General features: G+C 62.2%; 19 protein-coding genes, 1 tRNA gene and 1 pseudogene. 14 read left to right on the top strand and 7 right to left on the bottom strand.

Going from position 1 to position 26,684, the window contains the following annotated elements:
- Positions 1-33 precede the first annotated feature (33 nt).
- Both ACFVUS_RS37705 and ACFVUS_RS37700 read right to left on the bottom strand, forming a co-directional pair.
- On the bottom strand, positions 34-1,932 hold the full coding sequence (locus ACFVUS_RS37705) for a zinc-ribbon domain-containing protein (protein WP_387778590.1): 1,899 nt from the start codon (positions 1,930-1,932) through the stop codon (positions 34-36).
- A 45-nt stretch (positions 1,933-1,977) separates the two neighbouring features.
- Positions 1,978-2,343: pseudogene (locus tag ACFVUS_RS37700) on the bottom strand (zinc-ribbon domain-containing protein); the annotation flags it as partial.
- Positions 2,344-2,766: 423 nt separating this feature from the next.
- Between ACFVUS_RS37700 and ACFVUS_RS37695 the strand changes: the two are divergent.
- From ACFVUS_RS37695 to ACFVUS_RS37660, 8 genes are all read left to right on the top strand, one after another.
- A complete protein-coding gene (locus tag ACFVUS_RS37695; RefSeq protein ID WP_387778012.1) occupies positions 2,767-4,014 on the top strand; it encodes a sigma-70 family RNA polymerase sigma factor in 1,248 nt (415 codons plus the stop codon).
- Positions 4,015-4,514: 500 nt separating this feature from the next.
- On the top strand, positions 4,515-5,738 hold the full coding sequence (locus ACFVUS_RS37690) for a sigma-70 family RNA polymerase sigma factor (RefSeq protein ID WP_387778009.1): 1,224 nt from the start codon (positions 4,515-4,517) through the stop codon (positions 5,736-5,738).
- Between the two features lie 570 nt (positions 5,739-6,308).
- Entirely contained in the window at positions 6,309-8,831 is a 2,523-nt protein-coding gene (fxsT, locus tag ACFVUS_RS37685) for an FxSxx-COOH system tetratricopeptide repeat protein (protein WP_387778006.1), read from the top strand.
- Positions 8,832-8,939: 108 nt separating this feature from the next.
- Positions 8,940-9,461: a hypothetical protein gene (locus ACFVUS_RS37680; RefSeq protein WP_387778003.1), complete on the top strand. Its 522-nt coding sequence runs from the start codon at positions 8,940-8,942 to the stop codon at positions 9,459-9,461.
- Positions 9,462-9,843: 382 nt separating this feature from the next.
- Positions 9,844-10,566 (top strand): competence protein CoiA family protein, encoded by a 723-nt coding sequence (locus ACFVUS_RS37675; RefSeq protein WP_387778000.1) that lies wholly within the window; start codon positions 9,844-9,846, stop codon positions 10,564-10,566.
- Complete coding sequence (locus ACFVUS_RS37670; protein ID WP_387777997.1) at positions 10,553-11,128, top strand: hypothetical protein; 576 nt, start codon at positions 10,553-10,555, stop codon at positions 11,126-11,128. Before ACFVUS_RS37675 ends, ACFVUS_RS37670 begins: the two co-directional genes overlap by 14 nt.
- On the top strand, positions 11,128-13,554 hold the full coding sequence (locus ACFVUS_RS37665) for a UvrD-helicase domain-containing protein (RefSeq protein WP_387777994.1): 2,427 nt from the start codon (positions 11,128-11,130) through the stop codon (positions 13,552-13,554). Before ACFVUS_RS37670 ends, ACFVUS_RS37665 begins: the two co-directional genes overlap by 1 nt.
- Before the next feature lie 108 nt (positions 13,555-13,662).
- Entirely contained in the window at positions 13,663-14,484 is an 822-nt protein-coding gene (locus tag ACFVUS_RS37660) for a hypothetical protein (protein ID WP_387777991.1), read from the top strand.
- A 49-nt stretch (positions 14,485-14,533) separates the two neighbouring features.
- On the opposite strand, the gene ACFVUS_RS37655 is transcribed toward ACFVUS_RS37660, so the two are convergent.
- The 5 genes from ACFVUS_RS37655 to ACFVUS_RS37635 form a co-directional block, all read right to left on the bottom strand.
- Positions 14,534-15,604: a DUF4238 domain-containing protein gene (locus tag ACFVUS_RS37655; RefSeq protein ID WP_387778587.1), complete on the bottom strand. Its 1,071-nt coding sequence runs from the start codon at positions 15,602-15,604 to the stop codon at positions 14,534-14,536.
- A gap of 416 nt (positions 15,605-16,020) precedes the next feature.
- A tRNA-Val gene (locus ACFVUS_RS37650) sits at positions 16,021-16,095 on the bottom strand.
- A 63-nt stretch (positions 16,096-16,158) separates the two neighbouring features.
- Positions 16,159-16,623, bottom strand: coding sequence for a peroxiredoxin (locus tag ACFVUS_RS37645; protein ID WP_387777988.1), 465 nt, complete (start codon positions 16,621-16,623; stop codon positions 16,159-16,161).
- Positions 16,624-16,712: 89 nt separating this feature from the next.
- Positions 16,713-17,138 (bottom strand): DUF3052 domain-containing protein, encoded by a 426-nt coding sequence (locus ACFVUS_RS37640; RefSeq protein WP_364638242.1) that lies wholly within the window; start codon positions 17,136-17,138, stop codon positions 16,713-16,715.
- A 126-nt stretch (positions 17,139-17,264) separates the two neighbouring features.
- A complete protein-coding gene (locus ACFVUS_RS37635) occupies positions 17,265-17,822 on the bottom strand; it encodes a hypothetical protein (protein WP_387777985.1) in 558 nt (185 codons plus the stop codon).
- A 211-nt stretch (positions 17,823-18,033) separates the two neighbouring features.
- Between ACFVUS_RS37635 and aceE the strand changes: the two genes are divergently transcribed.
- The 6 genes from aceE (at position 18,034) to ACFVUS_RS37605 (ending at position 26,558) form a co-directional block, all read left to right on the top strand.
- Entirely contained in the window at positions 18,034-20,907 is a 2,874-nt protein-coding gene (gene aceE, locus ACFVUS_RS37630) for a pyruvate dehydrogenase (acetyl-transferring), homodimeric type (RefSeq protein ID WP_387778584.1), read from the top strand.
- A gap of 45 nt (positions 20,908-20,952) precedes the next feature.
- Positions 20,953-22,251 (top strand): helix-turn-helix domain-containing protein, encoded by a 1,299-nt coding sequence (locus ACFVUS_RS37625; protein WP_364640355.1) that lies wholly within the window; start codon positions 20,953-20,955, stop codon positions 22,249-22,251.
- 127 nt (positions 22,252-22,378) lie between these two features.
- Positions 22,379-23,293 (top strand): ACP S-malonyltransferase, encoded by a 915-nt coding sequence (locus tag ACFVUS_RS37620; RefSeq protein WP_376069396.1) that lies wholly within the window; start codon positions 22,379-22,381, stop codon positions 23,291-23,293.
- Positions 23,294-23,398: 105 nt separating this feature from the next.
- Positions 23,399-23,698, top strand: a complete 300-nt coding sequence (gene acpM, locus ACFVUS_RS37615) for a meromycolate extension acyl carrier protein AcpM (RefSeq protein WP_364638251.1) — start codon at positions 23,399-23,401, stop codon at positions 23,696-23,698.
- Positions 23,699-23,708: 10 nt separating this feature from the next.
- Positions 23,709-24,959, top strand: a complete 1,251-nt coding sequence (locus tag ACFVUS_RS37610) for a KasA/KasB family beta-ketoacyl-ACP synthase (protein ID WP_364638254.1) — start codon at positions 23,709-23,711, stop codon at positions 24,957-24,959.
- A 168-nt stretch (positions 24,960-25,127) separates the two neighbouring features.
- Positions 25,128-26,558 (top strand): acyl-CoA carboxylase subunit beta, encoded by a 1,431-nt coding sequence (locus ACFVUS_RS37605; protein WP_387777981.1) that lies wholly within the window; start codon positions 25,128-25,130, stop codon positions 26,556-26,558.
- Positions 26,559-26,684 lie beyond the last annotated feature (126 nt).

Below are 26,684 nucleotides of genomic sequence, written 5' to 3'. Positions count from 1 at the left end.
GACAAATTGGCGCAGATTGCCTGGTGAGCTAGGTCAGTTACGGGCCCGGTACCTGCAATTGGGGCATCCGGTCCCGCCAGCGCCACGATTTGAGATCGTGGCAAGCCACTCATGGCCATGGTCGCAGACCCACCACACCTTCCTGTTCGACCCCGCGGTCACCATCCCCGGCGTCAGGTCCCTATTGAGGGCCGGGTGCCACTGAGCCGCTAGCCCGGGATTGATGGTCCCCAGATCGTTCACTCCCGCGACTACCTTCTTGCCCGAACACACCGGACAACCGCTTCCACTACTGCGCTCCGCAACCCTTGCTGACCATTCATGACCGTGGTCGCAGGCCCACCACACCTTCTTGCTCGACTTCGGCGCGACCATCTCTGGAGTCAGGTCATCGTTGAGGGTCGGGTGCCACTGAGCCGCCAACTCCGGATTCACCGTCGCCAAGTCTGTTTCGCCTGGGATTGTTCTTTGCCCGGAGCATGCAGGACATCCGGTACCGATGCCGTCACGATTGGTAACGCTGGCAAGCCATTCGTGCCCCCGTTCGCACCGCCACCACACCTTCTTGTTCGACCCCGCAGTCACCATCGCCGCCGTGAGACCATCGTTCAGCGCGGGATGCCACTGGGCCGCCAACTCCGGATTCACCGTCGCAAGATCGTTCGCACCAGCCAACACCCGCTTGCCCGCACACACCGGACAACCATTCCCAGCACTGCGGTCTGCGACGGTCGCAATCCAGTGATGCTCACGCTCGCAAGCCCACCACACCTTTTTGTTCGACTTTGGCGCGACCATCTCCGGCGACAGGGCTCCGTTGAGGGTCGGGTGCCACTGAGCCGCCAACTCCGGATTCACCGTCGCCAAGTCTGTTTCGCCGGCCACCGTCCGAAGTCCAGAGCAAGAGGGGCAACCGCGGCCGTGCTTACTCCGGTTTGAGACTGTCGACGGCCATTCGTGCCCCTGTCCGCACCGCCACCACACCTTCTTGTTCGACCCCGCAGTCACCATCGCCGCCGTGAGACCATCGTTCAGCGCGGGATGCCACTGGGCCGCCAACTCCGGATTCACCGTCGCAAGATCGTTCGCACCAGCCAACACCCGCTTGCCCGCACACACCGGACATCTAGTGCCACCGCTGCCGCGATTGGCGACGGTGGCACAAAAGGCATGGCCTCGCTCGCACTGCCACCACACCTTCTTGTTCGACCCCGCAGTCACCATCGCCGCCGTGAGACCATCGTTCAGCGCGGGATGCCACTGGGCCGCCAACTCCGGATTCACCGTCGCAAGATCGTTCGCACCAGCCAATACCCGCTTGCCCGCACACACCGGACAACCACTACCGCTGTTGCGGTTACCGACCACCGAGGGCCATTCGTGCCCGTGGCCGCAAAGCCACCAAACCGTCTTTCCCGACGCCACGGTTACATGACTAGGGGTCAGGCTTCCGTTCTTGATTGGGTGCCACTCGCTGGCGAGGTCAGGATTCACCGAGGCTAGGGATATCTTGCGTAGCGCGGCGATCTCGTCGCTGATCGAGTCCTCGGCCCATGCATCTTTGGAATTCAGGTACTCATCCAAGCATTCCGCGACGAATCCGAGCTCCCTTAGGTGTGAAAGTACTATAGCTGCAACACCTTTCGCATCGAAAGGGTTTGTTTTTGGGACGATACAGTCATCCGGTCCGGTCTCCGGCAGGTCCTCCCTGACGCGGACGACGCGCCAACCGGCGTCGTTGAGGTACTTAGACTGCCGCCGATCTCGGGCCAGAGCTTGCGGCCCCTTATGGAACCAGCTTCCGTCCCATTCGATGACAATGCCCCAATCCGGACAGACCATGTCAGCCTTAATATCTCGACGACGCCCCGTGGCAATGGGCTCAGGATCAGTGGCGATCGGGACGCCAGCAGCACACAGCTCCTTCCGCAACCGAATCTCCTGCTCGGATACTGCGGGCATAGAACATGATGGACATCCCGTGCCGTTGGTCCTGTTCAGAACGGTCGCCTGCCATTCATGCCCATATGCGCAGCGCCACCACACTTTCCGGCCCGCACCCGGTCTCACCATCTCGGCCGTCAGATCTGCATTCAGAGTCGGGTGCCATTGCGCCGCCACGTCTGGATTCATAGTCGCAAGATCGTTAACTCCGGCCAGAGCTCTCCGTCCCGAGCAAACAGCGCACCCATTCCCTCGACTACGCGAGGAGACCAGGGCATCCCAGTGATGACCCGACGCGCAGAGCCACCACACCTTCTTATGCGACTTAGCCGCCACCATCTCGGGCGTGAGGTCCCCGTTCAGGGTCGGATGCCACTGGGCCGCCAACTCGACGTTCACCGCCGCGAGCGACTTCCTGCCTGCCGAGCGGTCAACTTCGCTCAGTGCCGATTGCTCATCCTTCAGCAAGATCGTTCACCACTAACCCCGCCAGACTCCATCGAATGTCCTACCATCTAGTCCTACAGTAACCGTAGCTGACGTTTCAAAGACACTGCCAAGAAGGAGGGGCGCGAAACCTTAAGTGCGCGATCGACATTGGATCGGCGGACGGGTGTCACGTCCAATCGGGCGCGATTGCCGACCATGCGTTCGCCACATCGATGCCATCGCATACCAAACTTCCACCGCGCGCCGAAACTTCCTCGGCCGCTCCGCATTCACGGGGCATCCGTAGGGTGGATCCGAAGCGGTTGGCGTGCAAACAGAGTGCTGAAAAGTATGGGTGGAACGAAACCGAGCGCGGTTGTCGTGAGGTTCTATGTGACGATCAATGCTGCAGATCCGGATGTGGACATGCCCGAGGTGCCCGACGACGAGATCGATACCGTGCAACGCGAAGAGCTACTGCTGGACCCGCAGGACGAGCGTGCGAACCCCGAGCAGTATCCGCAACTCCGGCACATTTCTGCGGCCCACATGTGCCGCGCAGTAGTCAGGGCAGATGCTCCCGCAGCTCCTGAGTACGTAACCCTGCCCATGTGGGACTCTCGATATCACAGGGTCGAGGTTCAGCTCGCCGTAGCGCAGTGGAATATGTTCTGGGAGTCTGCGCAGTATCGGCGACACTTCGTTGCCGAGGACGACCTTCCGCCAGTGCTTGACTGGATTGCCGAGAAGGATGCCAGCAACATTGTGCTTGTACCGCGAACCGCCACAAGGTATTACGAACATGCCCCTCTGTTCCATCTGCTGTCTCGATCGACGCTAGAACGCCATGGCCTTCCACTGTTGCATCGTGGACTCTGGCCCTTCAGTATCGACTCCTCTAATCCCGACCGTTATCTGCCAACAGCATTCGAGGAGAGGTTGTCACGTGCGTGGTCGTCCACGGTCTGGCGCCACCTGATGCCCAGTTCACCGATCAGCGGCTTCACCACCTCGGATCCGATCAAACTGCTCTCCCACAACTTGGATTTCTGGCTCCCACCCGTCACCGAGGTCATCCAAAACGCTCTGCGCGAGTTTCCGACTGTCGACAAAGGTGCAACCGAGGGCCCTGTCCCATTGGACGACGGGACCTTTCTGGAAGGCGCAACACTCACACACCCTCATACAGGTGGCACCCTGTGGTGGGGTGAGGACGAGGCCGCAGACTTCGTGCGCCGAACGGTCGAGGAGGCAGACGCCGACGGCCGGCTGCGTGGAATTCTCGATGCCGTCCGATCCAACCGTGTCGAAGACGACTTCTCCGACCGATGGACCTACGCCCGAGAGGACTTCGAGCGAAAGCTCTACCGAAAACGAAACAAGATCAAGGTCCGCTTCGTCGAACTCACCGACACCATCCCAGTCCAAGGACCCGAAACCGAAATCGTCGACCGCATCGTCTACGGAGACTTCCTCACTCTCCTCAACGAACGCGACCGCGAAGTAGTCGTCCTTTTGCATAGCGGCATCACCAACCTCACTGAGATCGCCAACATCATGGGCTACAGCAACCACAGCCCAATCTCCAAGCGACTCAAACGAATCCGCAAACAAGCAGCCGCCTTCTTCGAGGGGCGATGACATGGTGGACTTCGTTCAGGGCGCCGGCGGTACTTTCACCGGAATCGGATCACTAGTGGTTGGCCTCTTGTGGTGGCTCCATCATGACGGCCCTGGCCGTTTGATCGCAGCGATCGTCGCCGTCACCACCAAAGATCCAGGTAAACGAAGTGCCGCACTAGAGGTGCTGGCCTCGACCCGCGGCCCAATGCAAGGATCCACTGCACCCATCCGGTCTCGCCGACGTGTAGCCCGTCGTCACACCACCACAAAGAGACCTACTGTCAACGAAATACATGCCTTAGCAGGAGAACTCACCACCGCGAGCCAACGCCGACCAAGAAGTACCACCTAGTACGCAACCAGGCGCAACGGGCGTCCCACTGCGGTTGCGGCAAGGCACTTCCGGTTGCGCTGTGGCTGGCGACTTTGAGATCTGTGGGCCGCGGTGATGGTGCTGGAACGAAATCGAGGCCGAGTGCCGTGAGACGTATGTGAATGCCCAACCGATTACAACAACCATGACGGGCCGCAACAAGCCAGTGCCACCACACAACACGCCGACGGATACCGACGACGACAGCCTCATTCTGGGCCCTGACCACGAGCATGCGACCGCAGAGATGTATCCCCGGCTATGGAATGGCTCAACGGGCATGCTGTACGAAAGGGTTCTGCGTGCGCTGGCTCCTGAACCAACCGAGTATCTGACCATCCCGATGACACCAAGGGGCGCCAGCGACCGACTCTGTGTCGCAGTGTCTCAGTGGAACATGCATTGGGAAGCAGCACAGTTTCGCCGACGGATCTCGATCGAAGACCTGCCGCCGCAGCTCTACTCGGTGGCCGACAGGGGCGACTACAACGTCATGTTCGTACCCCGCACCAAGTCGCGATATTACGAGTACTCGCCACTGTTCCACCTGCTGTCCAAGGAAACGGTTGAGCGGTTCGGCCTGCCCTTGCTCCGGGGAGGTCAGTGGCCCTACCTGGCAGAATATCGAAACGTCGACAATGTGTTGCCGGAGGACTTTCCCGACAGACTGTCACGGGCGTGGTCATCCACAGTTTGGCGGCACCTCATGCCTGGCTCCCCGGTCAGTGGCTTTACCACCTCGGACCCGATCCGTCTGCTGTCGCACAACCTGGACTTCTGGCTGCCTGCCGTGACTGAGGTGATCCATAGCGAGCTGCAAACACTCCCGTTGGTGGACAACGGTATTCCCGAAATGCCAGCCACACTTCTGGATGGATCCAGGCTCGAAGGGGCGATGATCGGGCGCCCTCGAATGGGCGCGGACGTGTGGCAAGGTCAGGAGGATGCGGCGTACTTCGTAGACCGCACGGTCGAGGAGGCAGACACCGACGGCCGACTCCGCGGAATCCTGGACGCCGTCCGATCCAACCGCGTCGAAGACGATTTCTCCGACCGATGGACCTATGCCCGAGAAGACTTCGAACGCAAGCTCTACCGAAAACGGAACAAAATCAAAGTTCGCTTTGTCGAGCTAACCGACACCATCCTGGTCCAAGGTCCTGAAACTGAGATCGTCGACCGCATCGTCTACGGAGACTTCCTCGCACTGCTCAATGAACGCGACCGCGAAGTGGTCGTCCTCCTACGTAGCGGCATCACCAACCTCACCGAAATCGCCAACATCATGGGCTACAGCAACCACAGCCCAATCTCCAAGCGACTCAAACGAATCCGGGAGCAAGCAGCGAATCACTTCGAAAGTATGTGAGCACTTCGACGTTCAGACGCCGAGGCCGCACCTGCGCTCCCCATTTCTGGCGCACTTCCGAGGAGGCGGCCAGTTCTGACCGGATTTTCAGCACAGTGGCAATATCACGGCGGTCGAGCCCCGCAACCTCGTAAGAGACAGATAGATCGGGCGCCGAACACTGCGCGATCATGCTGTGGTCCACCCGAGGTGGCCAGCCGGATGTATTGAGACACAGAGGGTCTCAGCCAACGCCACCACGGCGTCCGGTCCGATCGGCGCGGCTTCGAATGCAGTGATCGACATGGTCGCTTTTGATCGGTTTCGGACGTTCTCCGATCGGAGTTGATCATCCCTTCGATCAGCGTATTCCACTGTGTTGAAATGGTTTTCGTTCCACTTCGAGCGAATGGAGAACCAGTGATGTGGGCCGAGATCGGTAAGACTGTGCGTAAGGCGATGGATGGGTGGGGGACGTTGTGGCGATTCGTGGCATGCGTGGTGGTGCTCACCGCCGCTACGGCGACATTGATATGGGTGGGCATGTTGTGATCGGCACATGGGGCAAGTCAGCGACGCAAGATGTTGATGATGAGTAGCAACGATCTTGACCCACGCGCGCTCTTGGCCGCCGAGCTGTCTGACCTGCGCACCCTGGTCGGTGAGCCGAGTTATAAGTCGATGGCCACGATGTTGAGGAAGAACCATGAAGACCCGGTCGGCGCGACCGCGCTGCGCAACGCCGTGGCCGGTGAGGGAGTGCCGAGACTGCCGACCGTGATCCAGTTCGTGACAGCTTGTCGACTGATCGCCGCGAAGAACCGACCTGATCTGGACACGGCGATTTTCAATATCGACCTGTGGCATGCGCGGTGGAAGACGATTGGAGCGCCCGCAGATTCCGACACCGAGCTGAGGCTAGCGGAACTGAGATCCCTGGCCCAAGAACAGGATACGGTCATCGGTCGAGGCGCGGATGAAGAAATCCACACCGATCCGGCTGACGCCTCCGCTCGTGCGGTGATGGTTGGAGCGGTCCCCCGGAGATCTGCCCACTTCGTATACCGGGACCAGTTCGCTGAATTGAGTATTGGTTTGACTCAAGGGCGTGGGGCGGTGGTTGTGACCGGGATGCGTGGGGCAGGTAAAACCCAACTGGCTGCCTCCTATGCCCGCCACGTCCTCGACCACGAGAAGAACCTGCTGGTGGGTTGGGTAAACGCCGAAACCCCTGGCGCCCTGCACTCCGGGTTGGCCGAAATCGCCGAACATCTCGGCGTTTCCGCCATTGACGGTGACCCAGTCAAGTCGACGCACCGGCTGCGCGACCACCTCAACAATGATCCCAGCGCACACCTTCTGGTTCTCGACAACGCAACCGACCCAGACCTACTACGTAGCGTGCTGCCCACCCGAGGTGGCGCTCGGATCGTAATTACCACGACCGACCAGGCCATGGCCCACATCGCCGATGTCCCTCCCCTCACCGTCGGCGGCTACACCCCTGATGAGGCCTGCACCTTTCTACGAGGGGCGACCGGCATTACCGACGACCTGGACGGTGAAGCCGAACTGGCCGAAGAACTCGGTTATCTGCCGTTGGCGTTGGCCGCCGCAGCTGCCGCAATAACAGCACCCCGGCCACGCCTGACCTACCCGGACTACTTGGGGAAGCTTCGATCGCAGCCGCTACCTCGAGCGCTGCGCCGCCGTGCTGGCACTGATCACCCACTACGCACGGATCAGGCGCTCATGCTCTCGGTTGAGGCTGCCGAGGCCGCCACCGACGACATCGAGCTAGACACAGTCGTGGCCTGGCTGGACAGGTTGTTCGCTGTGTTCGCTTCGTCTGGAGTGCGTCGGAACTTGCTGCGCCACCGCGATCCTGAGCTGGACATACTGGTCGACGACGCGATTGAGCGCTGCGTCCGGCACAGTTTGCTGACCTGGTCTGCCGGAGAAGACCGGCTGCTGACACACCGGCTTACTGCCCGTGTACTGCTTGAGTGCGTCCGCGATAACGGGACCGGCGACGAACTCTTAACCGATGCATTAGATGTCGTGCAACCACAGCTTTTCGGCTACGAGCACGCCTGGGCGAATCGCGTTGAAGGCGCGGATCTGGTCGACCAGATCGAGGCCATCTGGGCCAGCAAACTCTCTCCCCAACCCTCGGACAATCTGCATGATCGCGTCGTGACCATCCGTCTGTGGGCCATTTCCCAATTGAACGGGACTGCATCCTTTGACCGAGCGGTAACCATTGCGCAGCAGACACTGGTCTATTGCGAAAGGGTTCTCGGCTCCGATAACCCCAACACCTTGAACTGTCGAAACAACCTCACCTACGCCCTCGCCTCGACTGGGCGTCTCGCCGAGGCCATCCCCCTGTATGAGCAGAACCTCACTGGTTGTGAGAGGGTCCTGGGCCCCGACCACCCCGAAACGCTGGCCGCCCGAAACAACCTCGCCTACGCCCTTACATCAGCTGGAAACCTCGAAAAGGCGATCACGACGTACGAACAGACCATCATCAGCTGCGAAGAGGTTCTCGGCCCCGACCACCCCGATACCGTCGCTTCCTGGAACAACCTTGCTGCGGCACTGGAAGCAGCCGGATATCTATCCGACGCTATCCGAATGTACGGGCGGACCCTTGTCGTTCGGGAACGCATCCTCGGCTCTGACCACCCCGAAACGCTGGCCTCCTGCAACAATCTCGCTTGCGCCCTCACCTCGGCGGGGCACTTCGCAGACGCAATCGCGCTACACGAGCAGAACTTGATTGACTGCGAACGGAGCCTGGGACTGGACCACCCCGACACCCTCAGCTATCGCAACAACCTCGCCTACACCCTAAAATGGGCGGGGCACTTCGGCGAGGCTGTCGCCCTGTTCGCGCAGAACGTCATCGAGCAGGAACGTGTCTCCGGCCCTGATCACCCGGACACCTTATCGTCCCGCAAAAGCCTTACATACGCCCTTGTCGCGGCGGGACAGGTCGCCGACGCAATCGCATTGCACGAGCAGAATCTCTTGGATTGCGAACGTGTCCTCGGTTCCGATCATCCACTCACCGCTCTCATCCGTGCAGACCTTGATGAACTGCGCTGAATCTGCGAAATGCTGTGCGTACCTTCGGATTAACAACCTCATCCTGATAGAACATGCCTGCGGACGAAGGTACCCACGCCTGCCGGAATCCGCTGCCAAACTGGATCGATGGACGACCCGGACGATGGTGTGCCGGACTACGTTGACCGACACTACGTACATCAGGCCTGTTTGAGGCCGGGCGAGACACACGACTCGCCGATATGGAACACCTATATCAAGCCGTTAGTCGGCCCCTTTGTGGACGAGCACAACGACTTCCGCTACTGCGATGAGGATGAGTTCCATGAGCTCATATGGAAGGTGTGGTCCGATGCGGGCGTCGATGAAGACGTCACGATCGAGCATGAGCGAGAGCTGTCGGTAGGCCGTTCCACAGCGCGGGGAAGCCGGATCGACTTCCTCATCTGTTACGACGACCTACATCGAGTCGGAGTCGAGATCAAGGCCGCAGGCTGGTGGTCGCAGGAGGCGGTAGAAGAGCAACTCGTCCGCTACGCCGAGACCGGTGAGGTCGACTCGATGCTGCCGCTGACCGCCGATCCCGAGATGACCGAGATCGACTGGCCTCGCGACCTCGGAGTACCCCTGTTCGTGGTCATACTCACCGGCCGCCGCGGTCTCTTGTAGATCCTGCCGGCTGCACTAGAGGACCGTTCTGATCGTCGGCGTGGAAGAACTACCTCAGCCTCAATCGTTTCGACGACGAGCGCTGCCCGACCGGTCTTTGACCGCGGGCAGCTTGAGGAATGGGCGGTCGACATCCGTTCCGGATCGCCGTACGATCGAGACGGGTCGCACGTTGCCGTAACACTAACCTCTGAATCTAAATTACCCGGCGCTCAATGTAACTGATAGTTTCTAGAGCTCAAAGCTCTCCCACTTGAACCTTCCAGCCGGACCTTCAGCTAAGCATCCCAAGTCGAATAGCGCGGCCTTGCAAGGGTTCTCCGCCCGTGGCTCGCCGCGGATGTCGGAGCACCTCCGCCTATTCCGAGAAGGATGTCCTGAGGTGAGTTCTAACCATCTCTTCGTCGCGCTTGACCTTGCGCGCGGCGAGTATGTCTGTGCCCCAAACGATCCCGCTGATCCGCGCATGGATGAGCTACGCGCTATTGGTTACCGCGGTGCGCAGATGCTGATCTGCGCACCGTGCTATGCAGGTATCGGCGCACCGCCAGGTACCAGGATTCCAGTCGTGGTCAAGGGCCGTATCGGCGGTGAACGACGACCACACTTCGCACATCCCCCGGGCCGACAACCGACCAGGGGGGAGCATGAGCCGGAATCGATATGGCATCTTGCCAGCAAGATGACCGTCGCAGAATGGGCTCGAACTCAGCCAAGTGTTGTCAATGTCCACACCGAGGTGTGGCTGCCGAACCGCACGCGTCGCTGCGACGTACGTGTCATGTTCTCCGACGGCCAGCAACTCGCACTCGAGGTCCAATACTCCCCGTTGTCCGATACGGCCTGGAACCAACGGCACCAGGACTACCAACACAATGGTGTCAGCGACGTGTGGCTCTGGCACCCAGACAGTGCCATTCCGTGGATGGTCCTGAGCGGCACCGACCGTCGGCATCAGCTATGGATGTTTGATCCCTGGAACGAGTTGATCACGCTGATGGTCGGTGCACCCCACACGAGCGAACGACTGGCCTCCGGCGACGATGTGGTTCGCCACGTTCAACATCTCCCTCCGTTGCGTCGGAGACAAGTTGGTTCCCTATGACTTCTCGCTTCGCGATCTCTTGCTGACCCCGCGAGGCATCGCAATCCCGGCAGAACTGAAGAAGCAGCTAGCGGATCGTCTAGAGCAGGAACGCCACCGAGTCCAGATCGTCGAGAACGCCATCAGCCGATGGAACACACCGCGGGGCTCAACAACAACATCGACTCCCGCACCACCACATTCCCAATCCCGCCCGCACGCTGCCGACAGCGGAACATCCGCCCCGGCTGAGCAATCGCTGGGAACGGCCGCACAAGCCCACCTGAACTGGATCATCCTGCAGAACGCACTCCATGCCGCAGGTCATATCATCGAATATCACGATGCCCCACAGCTTCCGCTGCCGCCGACCAAACCACGGATCGTGCGCTGCACCCGCTGTGGCGGGCTCTGCCCACCGAACATCGATCCGGAATCTGTCCAGACATGCCGGCCTGGAGCGGACAACCCACTCGACCACCCCACGGAACCCGCAGTTGGTGTCACCCCTTCGGGCTATCTTGAGATTTCGGCGAGCCCACCCGGCTCACTGACGGGCGCAGCGATCAAACGAGGTGCGTAGTGACCGAAGGCACGGTTCCCGATCTAGCGTTGACCACGTGGGGAATTCGAGACTGCACCGTGGCAGCAGACCGGTTCACAGAGCCAGGCTGGTCCTACGAGGAATCCCTCGCCATCGAATGTCCGGACGGGCACACCTCGCTGCATGCGGTCCGAAAAGCCTACGAGCGCAACGGTAAAACGTTTCAATACACGGCGCTGATATGTGCCGAATGCGGGCACGCTTACGAGATGAGTAACCTCGGCTACACCTCGTATCCCCAGTTACGCAAGGATTCTCAACGCGCTGGCGACAGCCTGCGGGTGAACAGTACCAACCGGTCACCTACCACAGCGACTGGACCCTCGCGCCTGAAACACAAACCGACGCCTGAGCAGCAGCTGGTCATCGACGCTGCACAGCAACAGCAGAACATGATCGTTCAAGCTGGTGCCGGCGCGGGCAAAACGAGCACTTTGGAGATGGTCGGTCACGCCTTGGACGGGAGCCGGGTGGCCTACATCGCTTACAACGCCGTCACCGCACGGGAGGCGCGAAGCCGCTTTCCTCGACATGTGCGCTGCTCCACCGCCCACGCGCTCGCCAGTGCCTACCGACAGCGATACCAACACCGCTTGGAAAACACGCAACGACAGCGAGCCCACGAACAGGCTCAGATTCTCGGCATCAGCCGGAGCATCGAACTCACCTCCACGATTCTGCTTCCCCGCGACCTAGCTCGCATCGCCATGGAAACGGTGACGCGGTATTGCTACTCCGACCACAAGGAGATCAGCCATCACGACGTCCCCGGACAATCCGGGATCGATCCGCAAGAGCTGGCCTATCTCGCCGACGCCCTGCTCCCCTTTGCGCAGCGCGCCTGGGACGACATCCGAAACATCAACGGCCGACTAAAGTTCGAGCACGATCACTACTTCAAAATGTGGTCGCTAACGCGGCCGCGACTGCCCTTCGATGTTGTCATGCTCGACGAAGCCCAAGACACCAATCCTGCACTCGCTGCTGTCGTCGCCGCCCAGGACGCCCAGCAGATCCTCGTCGGTGACTCCAATCAACAGCTCTACTCCTGGCGCGGAGCAATTGACGCCCTCGACAGTTGGGACAGCGACGCCATCCGCCTGACGCTGCAACAGTCCTGGCGCTTCGGGCAAGCCATCGCCGACGAAGCCAACCGGTGGCTCGACATCTTGGGCGCCGAGCTGAGGTTGATCGGCAATCCCGCCCTGACCTCCACTGTCGGCCGGGTCCAGCATCCAAACGCCATACTGTGCCGAACCAACGCGGAAGCCGTCAAACAGCTGATGGAAGTCCTACAGACCGGCCGCCGACCAGCACTGGTCGGCGGCGGAGAGGCGATCAGAAGACTCGCCGAGTCAGCGCAGCAGCTCAAGAGCGGACAACGCACGAGCCACCGCGAGCTATTCGCGTTCAAGACTTGGGGCGAAGTACAGGACTACGCCGAGAACGAAGACAGCGGACGAGACCTTAAACCCTTCGTTGATCTCATCGACGATCACGGCGTCGAAACGGTCCTACACACTGTCGACAATCTCGCCACCGACGAAAAGACCGCCGATGTCGTCGTCTCCACAGCCCACAAAAGCAAAGGGCGAGAATGGGATACGGTCACTATCGCCGAGGACTACCGCGAACCACTACCCGATGACGACGGCAACCCCGGACCGATACCACCAGCCGACGCCATGCTCGCGTACGTGGCAGTCACACGCGCCAAACACCGACTAGATCGCACCGGCCTCATCTGGATCGACAACTACCTACCCTGTTTACCTGTCGGCCAGCGCGGCCGCCAGGCATCCGCCCGATCGTCAACCTCGGCCGCACGCACAACAAGTTCCTACTACGACCTGCCAGCAGCACAGAAACTCGCCGATCATCTGACACAGCACGCCGGACCAATCATCAATCGGATCGAATCACGCGATCTCTCAGGAAATTCCGGCGGATACACCGTCCTCGTGTCCAGTCACACAACCTATCCCGTGGTCACCTTCGCCACGACGGGACTGCGCTTCGGCACGCCAGCGCCCGATACAGAGATCGCGATTACCTCCTACCAAGACCAAAGCGACCTGGCGCGAGAATTGCTCGACATCACCGCGATGACAATCCTCGTACAGCCCCAGACCCTCACCCTCGGGCATCGGATGTTCAGCCAAACACCACTCGTCTCCGGCACCGATATCCACGGGATCGTCCTCTGTGAGCACCCCTACTTCGGAGCGAGCTTCAGCGCCGTGTGCGATCCGTCAGGTCGCCAACTTGTCCGATTGATGACGCTACTACCACTCGTCGGCACCGAGCTGGACTACGTCCGCAAATTCGGACACCAAGCGTTGGAAACCCTTTGGAGAGTTCAGGAGGCACCCCTTGCCGACCTTTCTCGGCGCAGCGCTACCTAACGCCAGCCGACGGCCACTAGTCTCGCCCCCGCCAGCCAGGCGTAACCCCACGCGCGGTCGACCGAAACTCCGGCAATCCTTGTCGGTGTATGCCGCTATGGTCCCCCCATGGGGTGGAACAGGCTAGGCCGATACCGCGGCACCGGTGAAGAGGCTATGCCCGGCACGTCAATCATGGAGACCAATCTCTTCGCGATCTTGAACTTCGTCCTGGGTAACGGCAAACGCAATTACAGGGTGGGCGGCTACCACGGGCTGCGCACGGATATGGGTTTCGAGGTCGGTACCTTCAGACGACACATACTCGTTGTCGAATACGACGGAGCGTACTGGCACCACGATCGTGAACAGACCGATGTCGAGAAGATCTGCCGGACACTGGATTATGGCGACCACGACATCGTTCGCATTCGAGAGCAACCCTTACGACGCCTCCGTGCTGCGGACGTCAGTGTGCCGAAGCGATCAGACGCACTGACGTGCGCGCGGCTGGCGTTGCTCCACGTCGCACACCGCCCAGCACCGTTAGAGCTTGACACGGAGACTCTGGTCAGGGTCCAGCAGTTCCTTTCGATCGGCAACGTGCCGCTCAACGATACCCAGATCATATGCGGATTCTGCCAAGAGCTGAACTACGTTCTCTACCAGGAACACCCGTTCCCTCCGGTCAATGACAGTCCCCGTCGCCGCGTATTCCACGATTGCACCTTCACGAGGTTGACAGCTGAGATCTCTTGGGCCCACCGAAATCACGAATCGCGTTGGCACCCCGACGACCGATCTTGGGAGCAAGCAGAAGCTGACTCGGCAGCACGTCGCGGATTCACGAACTGGCTGGACCAGCAACGTACACAGCAGCAAGCAAACGAGCGGCCGGACGAACCTGCCAACGATCGACCCGACGATTCGTCAACGATTCGACTCTTTTGACTGGGCACGATCGACAACGAAGCACTCGTGGCCTCGGAGCCGTCAACGTTTATCCGTTGTACCAACGCGGAACTGGCCAGTCCGGTGGGAAATCGGCAGTGGCCCAACGACTACGCGGCACAGCACCGCGGACGAAAAGCTGCATGACTGCAGCGTCGTCAAGACGTCGAATCGCTTCATCGTCAAGTTCAACCACCTCCGGCCGAACTGATACATGGATCGATGACACGATGCCGTCGCCCGGGCGTTCGAAGGCTGTTTTCGAGGCTGCACCGACAACCTCGACATTGACGCTGCGCGTCTCTTCTTTGTTCAACAGGTAGGGCCCACGGTGGCGGAGACCCGGCTTCAACATCACCAGCAGATGCGCGGGGTCAAGAGGGTACAACACGGCGGCACTCTCGCCACGCACGGACAGACTGCGCGGGAATCGTGGTCCCGCCACAAAAACAACCGGATCGTCGCACGTTACAACTGGACCTGTAGTCTGATAAATCGCCCATTCCCGTTCGATGAGATCGCTCGCCAACGTGTTGCGGACATCCTTGATCATCAGATCGAGAGCTTCGTGAGTCGCATCGGCTTGACGATGCCGCATAGCCTGGTCGACCTCGGCAACGCTCAGACCGGGGTACAAGCCCATCAAGATCCTGCGCTTCAGATGATCCGGCATGTTGATCACAACGAGAGTGTGTTCGCGGGCGCTGGGCGTTCGAGTTACCTGCAGCCCTAGGAAGACCGACAAATCCCGCCTCGTGGCTTCATCCGACACCACTCCAGGCCCCTGGGCCACCACGCTGTCCAGACGCTGGCTACATTTGGTTTCGATTCTCCCGAGGTGTGTCTCAATCCACCGCAAGGGCAGGTCCAGCGTGGTTCCAACACTCGGAAGAGTGTAGAAATCAGGTTCCTTTGCGATGGACTTCGGCGACTTCGGTTTGCCGATCCAACTTTCGTCAACCTTGACCGGTTGAACCTGCCGATTCAATGCCCAGCGGCGGAGGTACATCTGTGGAACGTAATGATGTTCGATCGCTGACTCGCCCTCGGCGATCCGCTGCGATTCGGTGACGAAGTCGTCCGAAAGCCACTCATGGTCGAACTGCCTCAGACCGAACATCGCCACCGATCCTCTCGATACATGCGTGATCATCCCAGCGCTCTGGGGCGTTACACCGGAACGGTCGGAGTCGACTGTGGGCCAACGTCACCAGTGTGCTTAGTGACCCTCCCGACTTGCGGTAACTCAGCCGGGCAATCATCAACATTGGCCAAGGAGAAGACCGACGACATCCGCACCGGGAACGACGGCCAAGCCGACGCGGATTGTCCACCCGAACGGCCAGATCCACAGCAATGGTCGACAATCCCGCGCTAATCACTCTCGGCACGCTGAGCGCATCAGCTGACTTCAGCATCCAGGCCATGCAGGGTTCGAACCGCGCAAGCGCGGATTGCTGCAGCTCAAGGACCGAGTCTGCGTCCACGCAACATAACCGAAAGAAGCCGCAGGTCAGTGACCTGCGGCTTCTTTCATGGTGGGCGCACGCGGTTTCGAACCGCGGACCGCTGGTGTGTAAAACCAGTGCTCTACCACTGAGCTATACGCCCGAGTCGTCCCGGCGGGGCCGGGTCGGATGTCGTTCGCGGATCCGGGGATTCGCGGGTGACGGGTTATGAATCTAGCGCGGCGAGGGCTTTCTCCCAAGCCTGCTGGTCACGGGCCTCTCCGGGGCCGTTCATTTCGGCGAAACGGATGATTCCGTCCTTGTCGATGACGAACGTTCCGCGGTTGGGGTAACCGGATTTTTCGTTGAACACGCCGTAGGACTGGGCTACCGCGCCGTGCGGCCAGAAGTCGGACAGCAGGGGGAAGGTGTAGCCCTGTTCGGCGGCCCAGATCTTGTGGGTGGGCGGGGGGCCTACCGAGATCGCGAGGATTTCGGCGTTGTCGTTCTGGAACTTGGGGAGTTCGTCCCGGACCTTGCACAGCTCGCCCTGGCAGATGCCGGTGAAAGCGAGGGGGTAGAAGACGACCAGGACGTTCTTCTCACCGCGGTAGCTGGAGAGCGTCACTTCCTGATTGTTCTGGTCCTTCAGGGTGAAGTCCGGTGCGACCGTGCCGACCTCTAGTGGCATGCGAAACCTCCATCGTGTCCGGGCATTCGAGGACGGCGTGCCACGACAGGTGACACGCCGTCCATTCGAAGACCTTAGCGAAGACGCGGTCAGCGCTGCTTCGAGGGCGTCTTGGGTTGTACCAGGCGGCTTCCCGACCAGTCGTTGCCCAGGCTGATCGACGAGGTTTGGGTCAGGCCCGCCGGAGATGCGGATTCGGCGATTTCCGCCGGATCCACATGGCCACTATGGCCGGTCTTTGGGGTCAAGACCCAGACGATGCCGTCATCGGCCAGCGGGGTGATCACGTTGAGGAGTTCGTCGACCAGGTCGCCGTCTCCGTCCCGCCACCACAAAAGCACGACGTCGACGACCTCATCGGTGTCTTCGTCGAGCATTTCGGACCCGATGGCCTCTTCAACGGCGGCCCGCAGGCCGTCGTCGGTATCCTCGTCCCAGCCCAGTTCCTGAATCACCATTCCGTGAGTAATGCCAAGCTTCTGAGCGTAGTTCTGCGCGTCCGCCGCGGCGACCACGGTGGCGTCCTCCTCAACTCCAGACAATAGGTAGATGCAAGCGAACATGGTTATGGCCCGTAGCGCAAGCTGATCGGCCGAATTCGCACCCTAAATGTCGTATGTGAGACCCCGCGCCCACCCGGATCACCGTGCCGGGCAAGCGTTCCGGACCGCGTTCAAAGCATCGTTGACCTTGTGACTCGCGTCATTGAGCGGTCCCACCGACGAGCTGTTCGTCATTTTTCGAACTTCCGCGGCCAATCCGCGCGCCGCGCCGATGTAATCGGTGAACTTCTGCGCCAGATCGGTCGCCAGGTCCGCGCCGGACGCGTTCACCCGTCCCTCGACCGTCTTCGCCGCATCGTCCAAAGCGTTCGCCGCGGCCTCCCGCTTATCGGCCTGGTCGGCGGTCTGACCGTCGTGCGCATCCACGAAATCGTTGTAGCGATCCACAGCCGTGCCCGTGGTCGCGCGGAACGGATCGCAGTTATCGGTCACCGCCTTCGCCTGCGCGGCCGCCGCTTTCGACGCCGCGGCCGCCGTCGACGATGCCGCGGCCTCGGCCTTGTACGAGGTCGCATCCGCCTGATTCACCGTCGCGGTACCCTCGACGGTGCTGGCGCAACCTGCGACAACAAGCCCCAGCCCGACCGTGACGGTCGCACATGCCAATCCGAACCCACGCGGGTTCAGCAGCTTCATCGTCTCCCCGTTCCTGCCTGAGCCGGTTCCCTGGAGAACGGTACTGGATCAGCTGCTGACATGATGAGCTGGGACGCATCATGCACAAGGATGTGAGATGCGCCCCAAACCAATCGTTACGGGTATGCCAACAACCAACGGCTGCCCGGGTGAATGACGCCTATCAGATGTCCCACCCTGTGTACGAGGAGCAAACGTCTTGACCGACCTGATGCACCCCAACCCTTCGTCGAGTCCCACAAACGGCACGGCACGAAATCGCCCGGCGGGGGGCCGGGTCCGAGTGATCCGCGAGGGGGTGGCGTCATACCTTCCGGACATTGATCCGGAGGAAACCAGTGAATGGCTGGACTCTTTCGACGAGATGCTCGAACGTGAGGGACCGGGCCGCGCCCGCTACCTGATGCTGCGCATGCTGGAGCGCGCCGGTGAACGCCACGTCGCCATCCCGGCATTGACGTCGACGGACTACGTCAACACCATCCCCACCGAGAACGAGCCCTGGTTCCCCGGCGACGAGGAAACCGAGCGCCGCTTCCGCGCCTACATCCGCTGGAACGCCGCGGTCATGGTGCACCGCGCCCAGCGGCCCGGAATCGGTGTCGGCGGCCATATTTCGACCTACGCGTCGTCATCGGCCCTGTACGAGGTGGGTTTCAACCACTTCTTCCGCGGTAAGGATCATCCCGGCGGCGGCGACCAGATCTACATCCAGGGTCACGCCTCCCCCGGTATCTACGCGCGCGCCTTCCTCGAGGGCCGCCTCACCGAAGACCAGATGGACGGGTTCCGCCAGGAGTACTCCCACGGCGGACCCGGAGCCGGTCTCTCGTCCTACCCGCATCCGCGACTCATGCCGGACTTCTGGGAATTCCCCACGGTCTCCATGGGTTTGGGCCCGATGAACGCCATCTACCAGGCACGTTTCAATCATTACCTGCACGATCGCGGTATCAAGGACACCTCCGATCAGCACGTGTGGGCCTTCCTCGGCGACGGCGAGATGGACGAGCCGGAATCGCGCGGCCTCATCCAGGTCGCCGCGAACGAGGGCCTGGACAATCTGACCTTCGTCATCAACGCCAACCTGCAGCGCCTGGACGGCCCGGTGCGCGGTAACGGCAAGATCATTCAGGAACTCGAGTCGTTCTTCCGCGGCGCGGGCTGGAATGTCATCAAGGTGGTCTGGGGCCGCGAGTGGGACTCGCTACTCCAAGCCGACCGCGACGGCGCGCTGGTCAACCTGATGAACACCACCCCCGACGGCGATTACCAGACGTACAAGGCCAATGACGGCGCGTACGTGCGCGAACACTTCTTCGGGCGCGACCCGCGCACCAAGGAGCTGGTGAAGGGCCTGTCCGACAGTCAGGTCTGGAACCTCAAGCGCGGCGGCCACGACTACCGCAAGATCTACGCGGCCTACGCGGCGGCCATGGCGCACAAGGGCCAGCCGACGGTCATCATCGCCAAGACCATCAAGGGCTACGGCCTGGGCAAGCACTTCGAGGCCCGCAATGCCACGCACCAGATGAAGAAGATGACGCTGGACGACCTCAAGTCGTTCCGCGATGTGCAGCGCATTCCGATCACCGATGAGCAGCTCGAGGCCAATCCGTATCTGCCGCCGTACTACCACCCCGGTATGGACGCGCCGGAGATCCAGTACATGATGGGCCGCCGCAAGCAACTGGGCGGTTTCGTGCCCGAGCGGCGTACGGCAGCAAAGCCTCTGCAACTTCCGGGCGATGAGGCCTACCGTTCGGTCCGCAAGGGCTCGGGCAAGCAGAGCGTGGCCACCACGATGGCCTTCGTCCGCCTCATGAAGGAACTGCTGCGGGACAAGGAAATCGGCAAGCGCATCGTGCCGATCATCCCCGACGAGGCCCGTACCTTCGGTATGGACTCGTGGTTCCCTTCGTTGAAGATCTACAACCGCAACGGTCAGTTGTACACATCGGTCGACGCCGAATTGATGCTTGCCTACAAAGAGTCGAGCATCGGCCAGATTCTGCACGAGGGCATCAACGAGGCCGGATCGACCGCGTCCTTCACCGCCGTCGGCACCTCGTACAGCACGCACGGCGAGCCGATGATCCCGCTGTACATCTTCTACTCGATGTTCGGTTTCCAGCGCACCGGAGACGGTCTGTGGGCCGCCGCGGATCAGATGGCGCGCGGATTCGTCCTCGGAGCAACCGCCGGGCGAACCACACTGACCGGAGAGGGCCTGCAGCACAACGACGGTCACTCGCTGCTGCTGGCGTCGACCAATCCGGCGTGTGTCCCGTACGACCCGGCCTTCGCCTTCGAAATCGCCCATATCGTGCGAGATGGCTTGCGCCGCATGTACGGCGGCGGCGTCGGCATCACGGGTTATCAGGAAGCCCTGCCCGGCACCGATCCCGAGGCGCACTCGGAGCATCACGACTTCGGTGGCGAGGACATCTTCTACTACATCACCCTCTACAACGAGCCGCAGTCACAGCCGGCCGAGCCGGAGAACCTCGACGTCGAGGGCCTGCTCAAGGGCATCTATCTCTACAAGCGCGGTGGTGAGGGCGCGGTGCGCGCCCAGATCCTGGTCGCGGGCGTCACCATGCCCGACGGCCTGCGCGCCCAGGAGATGCTGGCGCAGGAGTGGGGTGTGCAGGCCGACGTCTGGTCCGTGACCTCGTGGGGTGAGCTGCGAAAAGAGGCTCTCGCCAAGGAGATCCAGAAGTTGCGGCATCCGGACACCGATCCGGGCCAGCCGTACATCACCCAGGCGCTCGGCCAGGCCGAGGGCCCGTTCGTGGCCGCCTCGGACTGGATGCGCGCGGTACCGGATCAGATTCGCCAGTGGGTACCGGGCAAGTTCATCTCGCTCGGCACGGACGGTTTCGGCTTCTCCGACACCCGTCCGGCAGCCCGCCGCGTCTTCAACGTGGATGCCGCATCGATCGTGGTAGCGGCCCTTTCCGGGCTCGCCGAGGCCGGAAAGATCGACCGCGCCAAGCTGGTCGAGGCGGCCGCCAAATACCGCATCGACGATGTGAACGCCGCGCCGAAGGCGGCACCCGGTAGTGAAGGTGGCGACGCATAACGCACGATTAACACCGTGGAACGTAAACCGCCGAGGCCGCGCCGGATCAACGAAGGCTCCTCCGAACACGAGGTCTACCTTCCGACCGGCGCACTCTCGCCGAACCGCCAGACCCGAGATCCATTACCGGACACGCTGCTCAAGCGGGTCAAACAGTTCTCGGGCCGACTCTCCACCGAGGCCGTGTCCTCGATGCAGGAGCGGTTGCCGTTCTTCGCCAATCTGGATGCCGCCCAACGCGCCGGGGTCCAGATGCTGGTGCAGACCGCGGTGGTGAACTTCCTGGAGTGGCTGCAGGATCCGGAGAGCGATATCAGGTTCAGCCTGGACGCCTTCCAGGTGATCCCGGACGATCTGGCGCGGCGGCTGACGCTGCGCCAGACCGTCGACATGGTCCGCGTGGCCATGGAGTTCTTCGAACAGTGGCTGCCCGCGCTGGCGCGCAATGACCGGCAGCTGGTGGCATTGACCGAGGCGGTACTGCGATACGGGCGTGAGCTCGGCTTCGCGGCCGCCTCGGTGTACGCCAGCGCGGCCGAATCGCGCGGCGCCTGGGATACCCGCCTGGAAGCGCTGGTCGTGGACGCGGTGGTGCGCGGCGATACCGGCCCCGAAATGCTCTCGCGCGCCGCCACTCTCAACTGGGATGCCACCGCACCGGCGACGGTGCTGGTCGGCACCCCTCCCAAAGATCAAGTGGCCGTGGTCGGTTCGGTGCACTCGGTGGCGGCTCGGCACGGCCGTAATGCCCTTGCCGTAGTACAGGGTTCGCGCCTGGTCATGGTGGTCAGCGGCCATCTGGGCGACACCATGTATCCCTCGCCGTTCCTCGCGGACCTGCTCAGCGAGGCTTTTTCGGACGGTCCGGTGGTCATCGGCCCGACCACCCGCACCCTGTCCGTCGCACATATAAGTTCTGTGGAGGCGATGGCCGGTATGGAGGCCGTGGTGGGCTGGCGAAGCGCGCCACGCCCGGTGCACGCGACCGAACTACTGCCCGAACGTGCGCTTTTGGGGGATCGTGCCGCGGTAACCGCCCTCAACGAGCTGCTTGTGTTACCGTTGGCCGCCGCTGCGGGCGAGCTGTCCAATACCTTGGACGCCTACCTGGACTGCGGCGGTGCCGTAGAGACTTGCGCACGGCAATTGTTCGTTCATCCAAATACCGTCCGCTATCGGTTGAAGCGCATCGCCGATATCACGGGACGTGATCCGATGAACCCGCGCGATGCCTACGTGTTACGAATCGCGTCCACGATAGGTCGCCTGACGCGAATCCGTAACGAATCGCCCACTTCGGCCCCAGATGTAACCCCCGTCACAGAACCTAAAGATGGGATGTAACGCGTCTGGGGAATCGGACGATCCGAACAACCCACGTGCCCTTTTGTAGACTCCTCACAAAAGACTCCGGCAAGCTTCATTCGCGCCGACATCTCGTGAGATGGGCACCACAGTGTTTTCTAGAGACGTGATCGCAGTGTTCGCCCCAGGACAGGGCTCTCAGACACCCGGCATGCTCACCCCTTGGCTCGAACTGCCCGGCGCGGCCGATCGAATCGCGCTGTGGTCGAAGGCTTCGGGACTGGACCTGCTGCGGTTGGGTACGACGGCGACCGCCGAGGAGATCACCGATACCGCGGTGACTCAGCCTCTGGTGGTCGCGGCAGCACTTCTGGCCTTCGCGGAAATCCCCACGGATTCGCTTCCCGCGGATACCATCGTCGCCGGACACTCGGTCGGCGAACTTGCCGCCGCCGCCATCGCGGGGATCATCTCCTCCGATGACGCGGTAGCACTGGCCGCTCTCCGCGGTGCGGAGATGGCCAAGGCTTGTGCACTCGAGCCGACCGGTATGTCCGCGGTGCTCGGCGGTGACGAAGCCGTCGTGCTCGCCCGGCTCGACGAACTCGGCCTGATCCCGGCCAACCGCAACGCGGTCGGTCAGATCGTGGCGGCGGGTAAGCTGGACGCGCTCGCAGAGCTTGCGAGCAACCCGCCCGAAAAGGCGCGCGTCCGAGCCCTTCCCGTCGCAGGCGCTTTCCACACCGCGTTCATGGCACCCGCCCAGGACGCAGTGGCAGCGGCCATCGCCAAGATCGCTCCCGGTGAGCCGATCCGGACCCTGCTGTCGAACTTCGACGGTAAGCCGGTGAGCTCCGGACAGGATGCGGTCGATAAGCTCGCTGCCCAGGTCACGCGCCCCGTGCGCTGGGATCTGTGCACCGAAACCGTTCGCGCGGCGGGTGTTTCCGCGGTGGCAGAGCTGCCACCGGCCGGAACCCTGGTCGGCATCGCCAAGCGGGAGCTCAAGGGCACCCCGAATCTGGCGCTGAAGACTCCCGCGGACATCCCCGCGCTGGCCGAACTCACCACCACGGGCTAGCTTGACTCGCGGCTCGCTTCGTCAACGGCGACGAAGGCAAACGAGCCGCAAGCACGAAAACCAAAAAATCGACCCACTACAGGAATCAAGAAGGGAGCCACCACAGTGGCCGCTCTGACCCAGGAACAGATCGTCGAAGAGCTCGGCAAGATCATCGAAGAGGTGACCGGTATCGAGCCCTCCGAGGTGACCATCGAGAAGTCCTTCGTCGACGACCTGGACATCGACTCCCTGTCGATGGTCGAGATCGCCGTTCAGACCGAGGACAAGTACGGCGTCAAGATCCCGGACGAGGATCTTGCCAGCCTGAAGACCGTCGGCGACGCCGTCTCCTACATCCAGAAGCTGGAGGCCGAGAACGCCGACGCCGCTGCGGAGCTCAAGTCCAAGTTCGGAAACGAGTAGGACCGCAACTGTGACCACTCCTTCCACCTTGAACGGGAACTTCCCCAACGTTGTCGTCACGAGCATGGCGGCGACCACGTCGATCGCCGGTGACGTCGATGCGACGTGGAAGGGACTCCTCAACGGCGAGAGCGGCATTGACGTTCTCGAGGACGACTTCATCGAGGAGTACGACCTTCCGGTTCGCATCGGCGGACACCTGAAGGTGTCGCCGGACACGCTGCTCAGCCGGGTCGAGATCCGCCGTATGGCGTATGTCGAGCGGCTGGCGACCGTCCTCGGTCGCGAAGTCTGGAAGAACGCCGGCTCCCCCGAAGTCGACCCGCTGCGCCTCGGCGTGGCGATCGGCACCGGCCTCGGTGGCGGCGATGCCCTCATCGATTCGGTCGACAAGCTGAAGAACGGCGGCTACCGCAAGATCTCGCCGCTGGCCGTTCAGATGGTCATGCCGAATGGTCCCTCCGCCGTTGTCGGTCTCGAGCTCAAGGCCCGGGCAGGAGTGATCACTCCGGTCTCGGCGTGCTCGTCGGGTTCGGAAGCCATCGCCAACGCGTGGCGGATGATCGTCATGGGTGACGCCGATATGGTCGTCACCGGTGGCGTCGAAGGCTTCATCGATTCGGTGCCGATCGCGGCCTTCTCGATGATGCGTGCGATGAGCACTCGCAACGACGATCCGAAGGGCGCCTCGCGTCCGTTCGACAAGGATCGTGACGGCTTCGTCTTCGGCGAAGCGGGCGCACTCATGGTCGTCGAGACCGAGGAGAGCGCCAAGGCTCGTGGTGCGACCATCCACGCCCGGTTGATGGGCGCGGGCATCACTTCGGACGGCTTCCACCTGGTGGCGCCGGATCCGGAGGGCAGCGGTGCCGGTCGGGCCATGCAGCGCGCGATGCAGACGGCGGGTTTGTCCCCCAAGGACATCACCCACGTCAACGCGCACGCGACTGCCACCCCCATCGGTGACACCGCGGAGAAGAACGCGATTCACAAGGCTGGCGTTGCCCATGCCTCGGTCTACGCACCCAAGTCCGCCCTGGGCCACTCGATCGGCGCCGTCGGCGCGCTCGAGTCGGTACTCACGGTCCTCAGCATCCGGGACGGCATTGTGCCCCCCACGCTGAACCTGGAGAACCAGGATCCGGAGATCGACCTGGATGTCGTGCACGGCGAAGCTCGCCGTCAGGACATCGAGTACGCGATCAACAACTCTTTCGGTTTCGGTGGGCACAATGTCGCGCTCGCCTTCGGCCGGTACTGACGCACCTTCTGGTGCACCGATAACTCGGCACCGCAGCGCCGGTTTGTAAGACAAGTGGTCCCGGCGGGGATTCGGATGCGATCCCGCACCCGAATCCCCCCGGGACTTCGACATTTTCGCAGCCGCTCTCAGGCGACCGCACTTCCTTAATCAAGAGGAGAGTATGCGATGACCATCATGGCCCCGGCTCATGCCGATACCGCGCTCGATCCCCGTGACCCACTGGGTCGATTGCAGCGCTTCTTCGATCCCGGCACCGTGCTGCCGCTGCATCCGCGTGACAAGTCCGGTGTGCTCGCCGCCATGGGTGAGGTCGATGGCGTGCGCACCGTCGCCTACTGCTCCGACGCGACCGTCATGGGCGGTGCGATGGGTGTGGAGGGTTGCAAGCACATCGTCGACGCGATCGATACCGCGATCGACTCCAAGATTCCCGTTGTCGGCATCTGGCATTCGGGCGGCGCCCGGCTCGCCGAAGGTGTCGAGGCCCTGCACGCCGTCGGACTGGTCTTCGAGGCCATGGTTCGCGCGTCCGGTCTCGTCCCGCAGATTTCCGTGGTGCTCGGCTTCGCCGCCGGTGGCGCCGCGTACGGTCCCGCACTCACCGATATCGTGATCATGGCCCCCGAGGGCCGTGTCTTCGTCACCGGTCCCGACGTGGTCAAGAGCGTCACCGGCGAGAACGTGGATATGGCGACTCTGGGCGGGCCGGTCACGCACGGCAAGAAGTCGGGCGTGTGCCATATCGTCGCCAATGACGAAGCCGACGCGCTGCATCGCGGGCGTCGTCTGGTGTCGATGTTCGCCGAACAGGGCGAGTTCGATCTGGTCGCCGCCGCGCACGGCGATGTGGACCTCAAGGCGATGCTGCCGGCATCGGCCAAGCGCGCCTACGACGTGAAGCCGATCGTGCACGAGCTGCTCGACAATGTCGACGGCGAAAGCTCTTTCGAGGAATTGCAGGGCGGGTACGCGCGCTCGATCGTCACCGGTCTGGGGCGGCTCGGCGGGCGCACCGTCGGTGTGCTGGCCAACAACCCGATTCGCATGGGTGGCTGCCTGAACTCCGAAAGTGCCGAGAAGGCAGCGCGTTTCGTGCGACTGTGCAACTCGTTCGGCATTCCGCTGGTGGTCGTCACCGATGTTCCGGGGTACCTGCCCGGTGTGTCGATGGAGTGGGAGGGCGTGGTGCGCCGCGGCGCGAAGCTGCTGCACGCGTTCGCCGAGGCCCGCGTCCCGCGCGTCACCCTGGTGACGCGAAAGATCTACGGCGGCGCGTACATCGCGATGAACGCGCGCTCGCTGGGTGCGACCGCCGTGTACGCCTGGCCCGGTTCCGAAGTCGCCGTGATGGGCGCGAAGGCCGCCGTCGGGATCCTCCACAAGCGCGCCATCGCCGCCGCTCCGGAGGAGGAGCGCGAGGCGCTGATCGAGCGGCTGACCGTGGAGCACGAGCAGATCGCGGGCGGCGTCGAGCGCGCCGTGGCGATCGGCGTGGTGGATGAGGTTATCGACCCGGCCAAGACCCGGTCGATCATCGCAGCCGCGCTGGCCGCGGCTCCGTCCCGGCCGAGCCACCTGAAGAACATCCCGCTGTAGGGATTCGCGTGTAAAGCCCTGCGGGGCACGGTAAGTGGGCGGTCTCCCCGGAGGCCGCCCACTTTCGTGTCCGGGGAGGGCATTCGCGGTGCTCAACCGGCGTTTCGTTCACCGGGTGAGCGCGGG

The sequence above is a fragment of the Nocardia sp. NPDC058058 genome, from assembly GCF_042885355.1.
Lineage (GTDB): Bacteria > Actinomycetota > Actinomycetes > Mycobacteriales > Mycobacteriaceae > Nocardia.
This window is presented reverse-complemented; position numbering and strand designations above follow the sequence as displayed.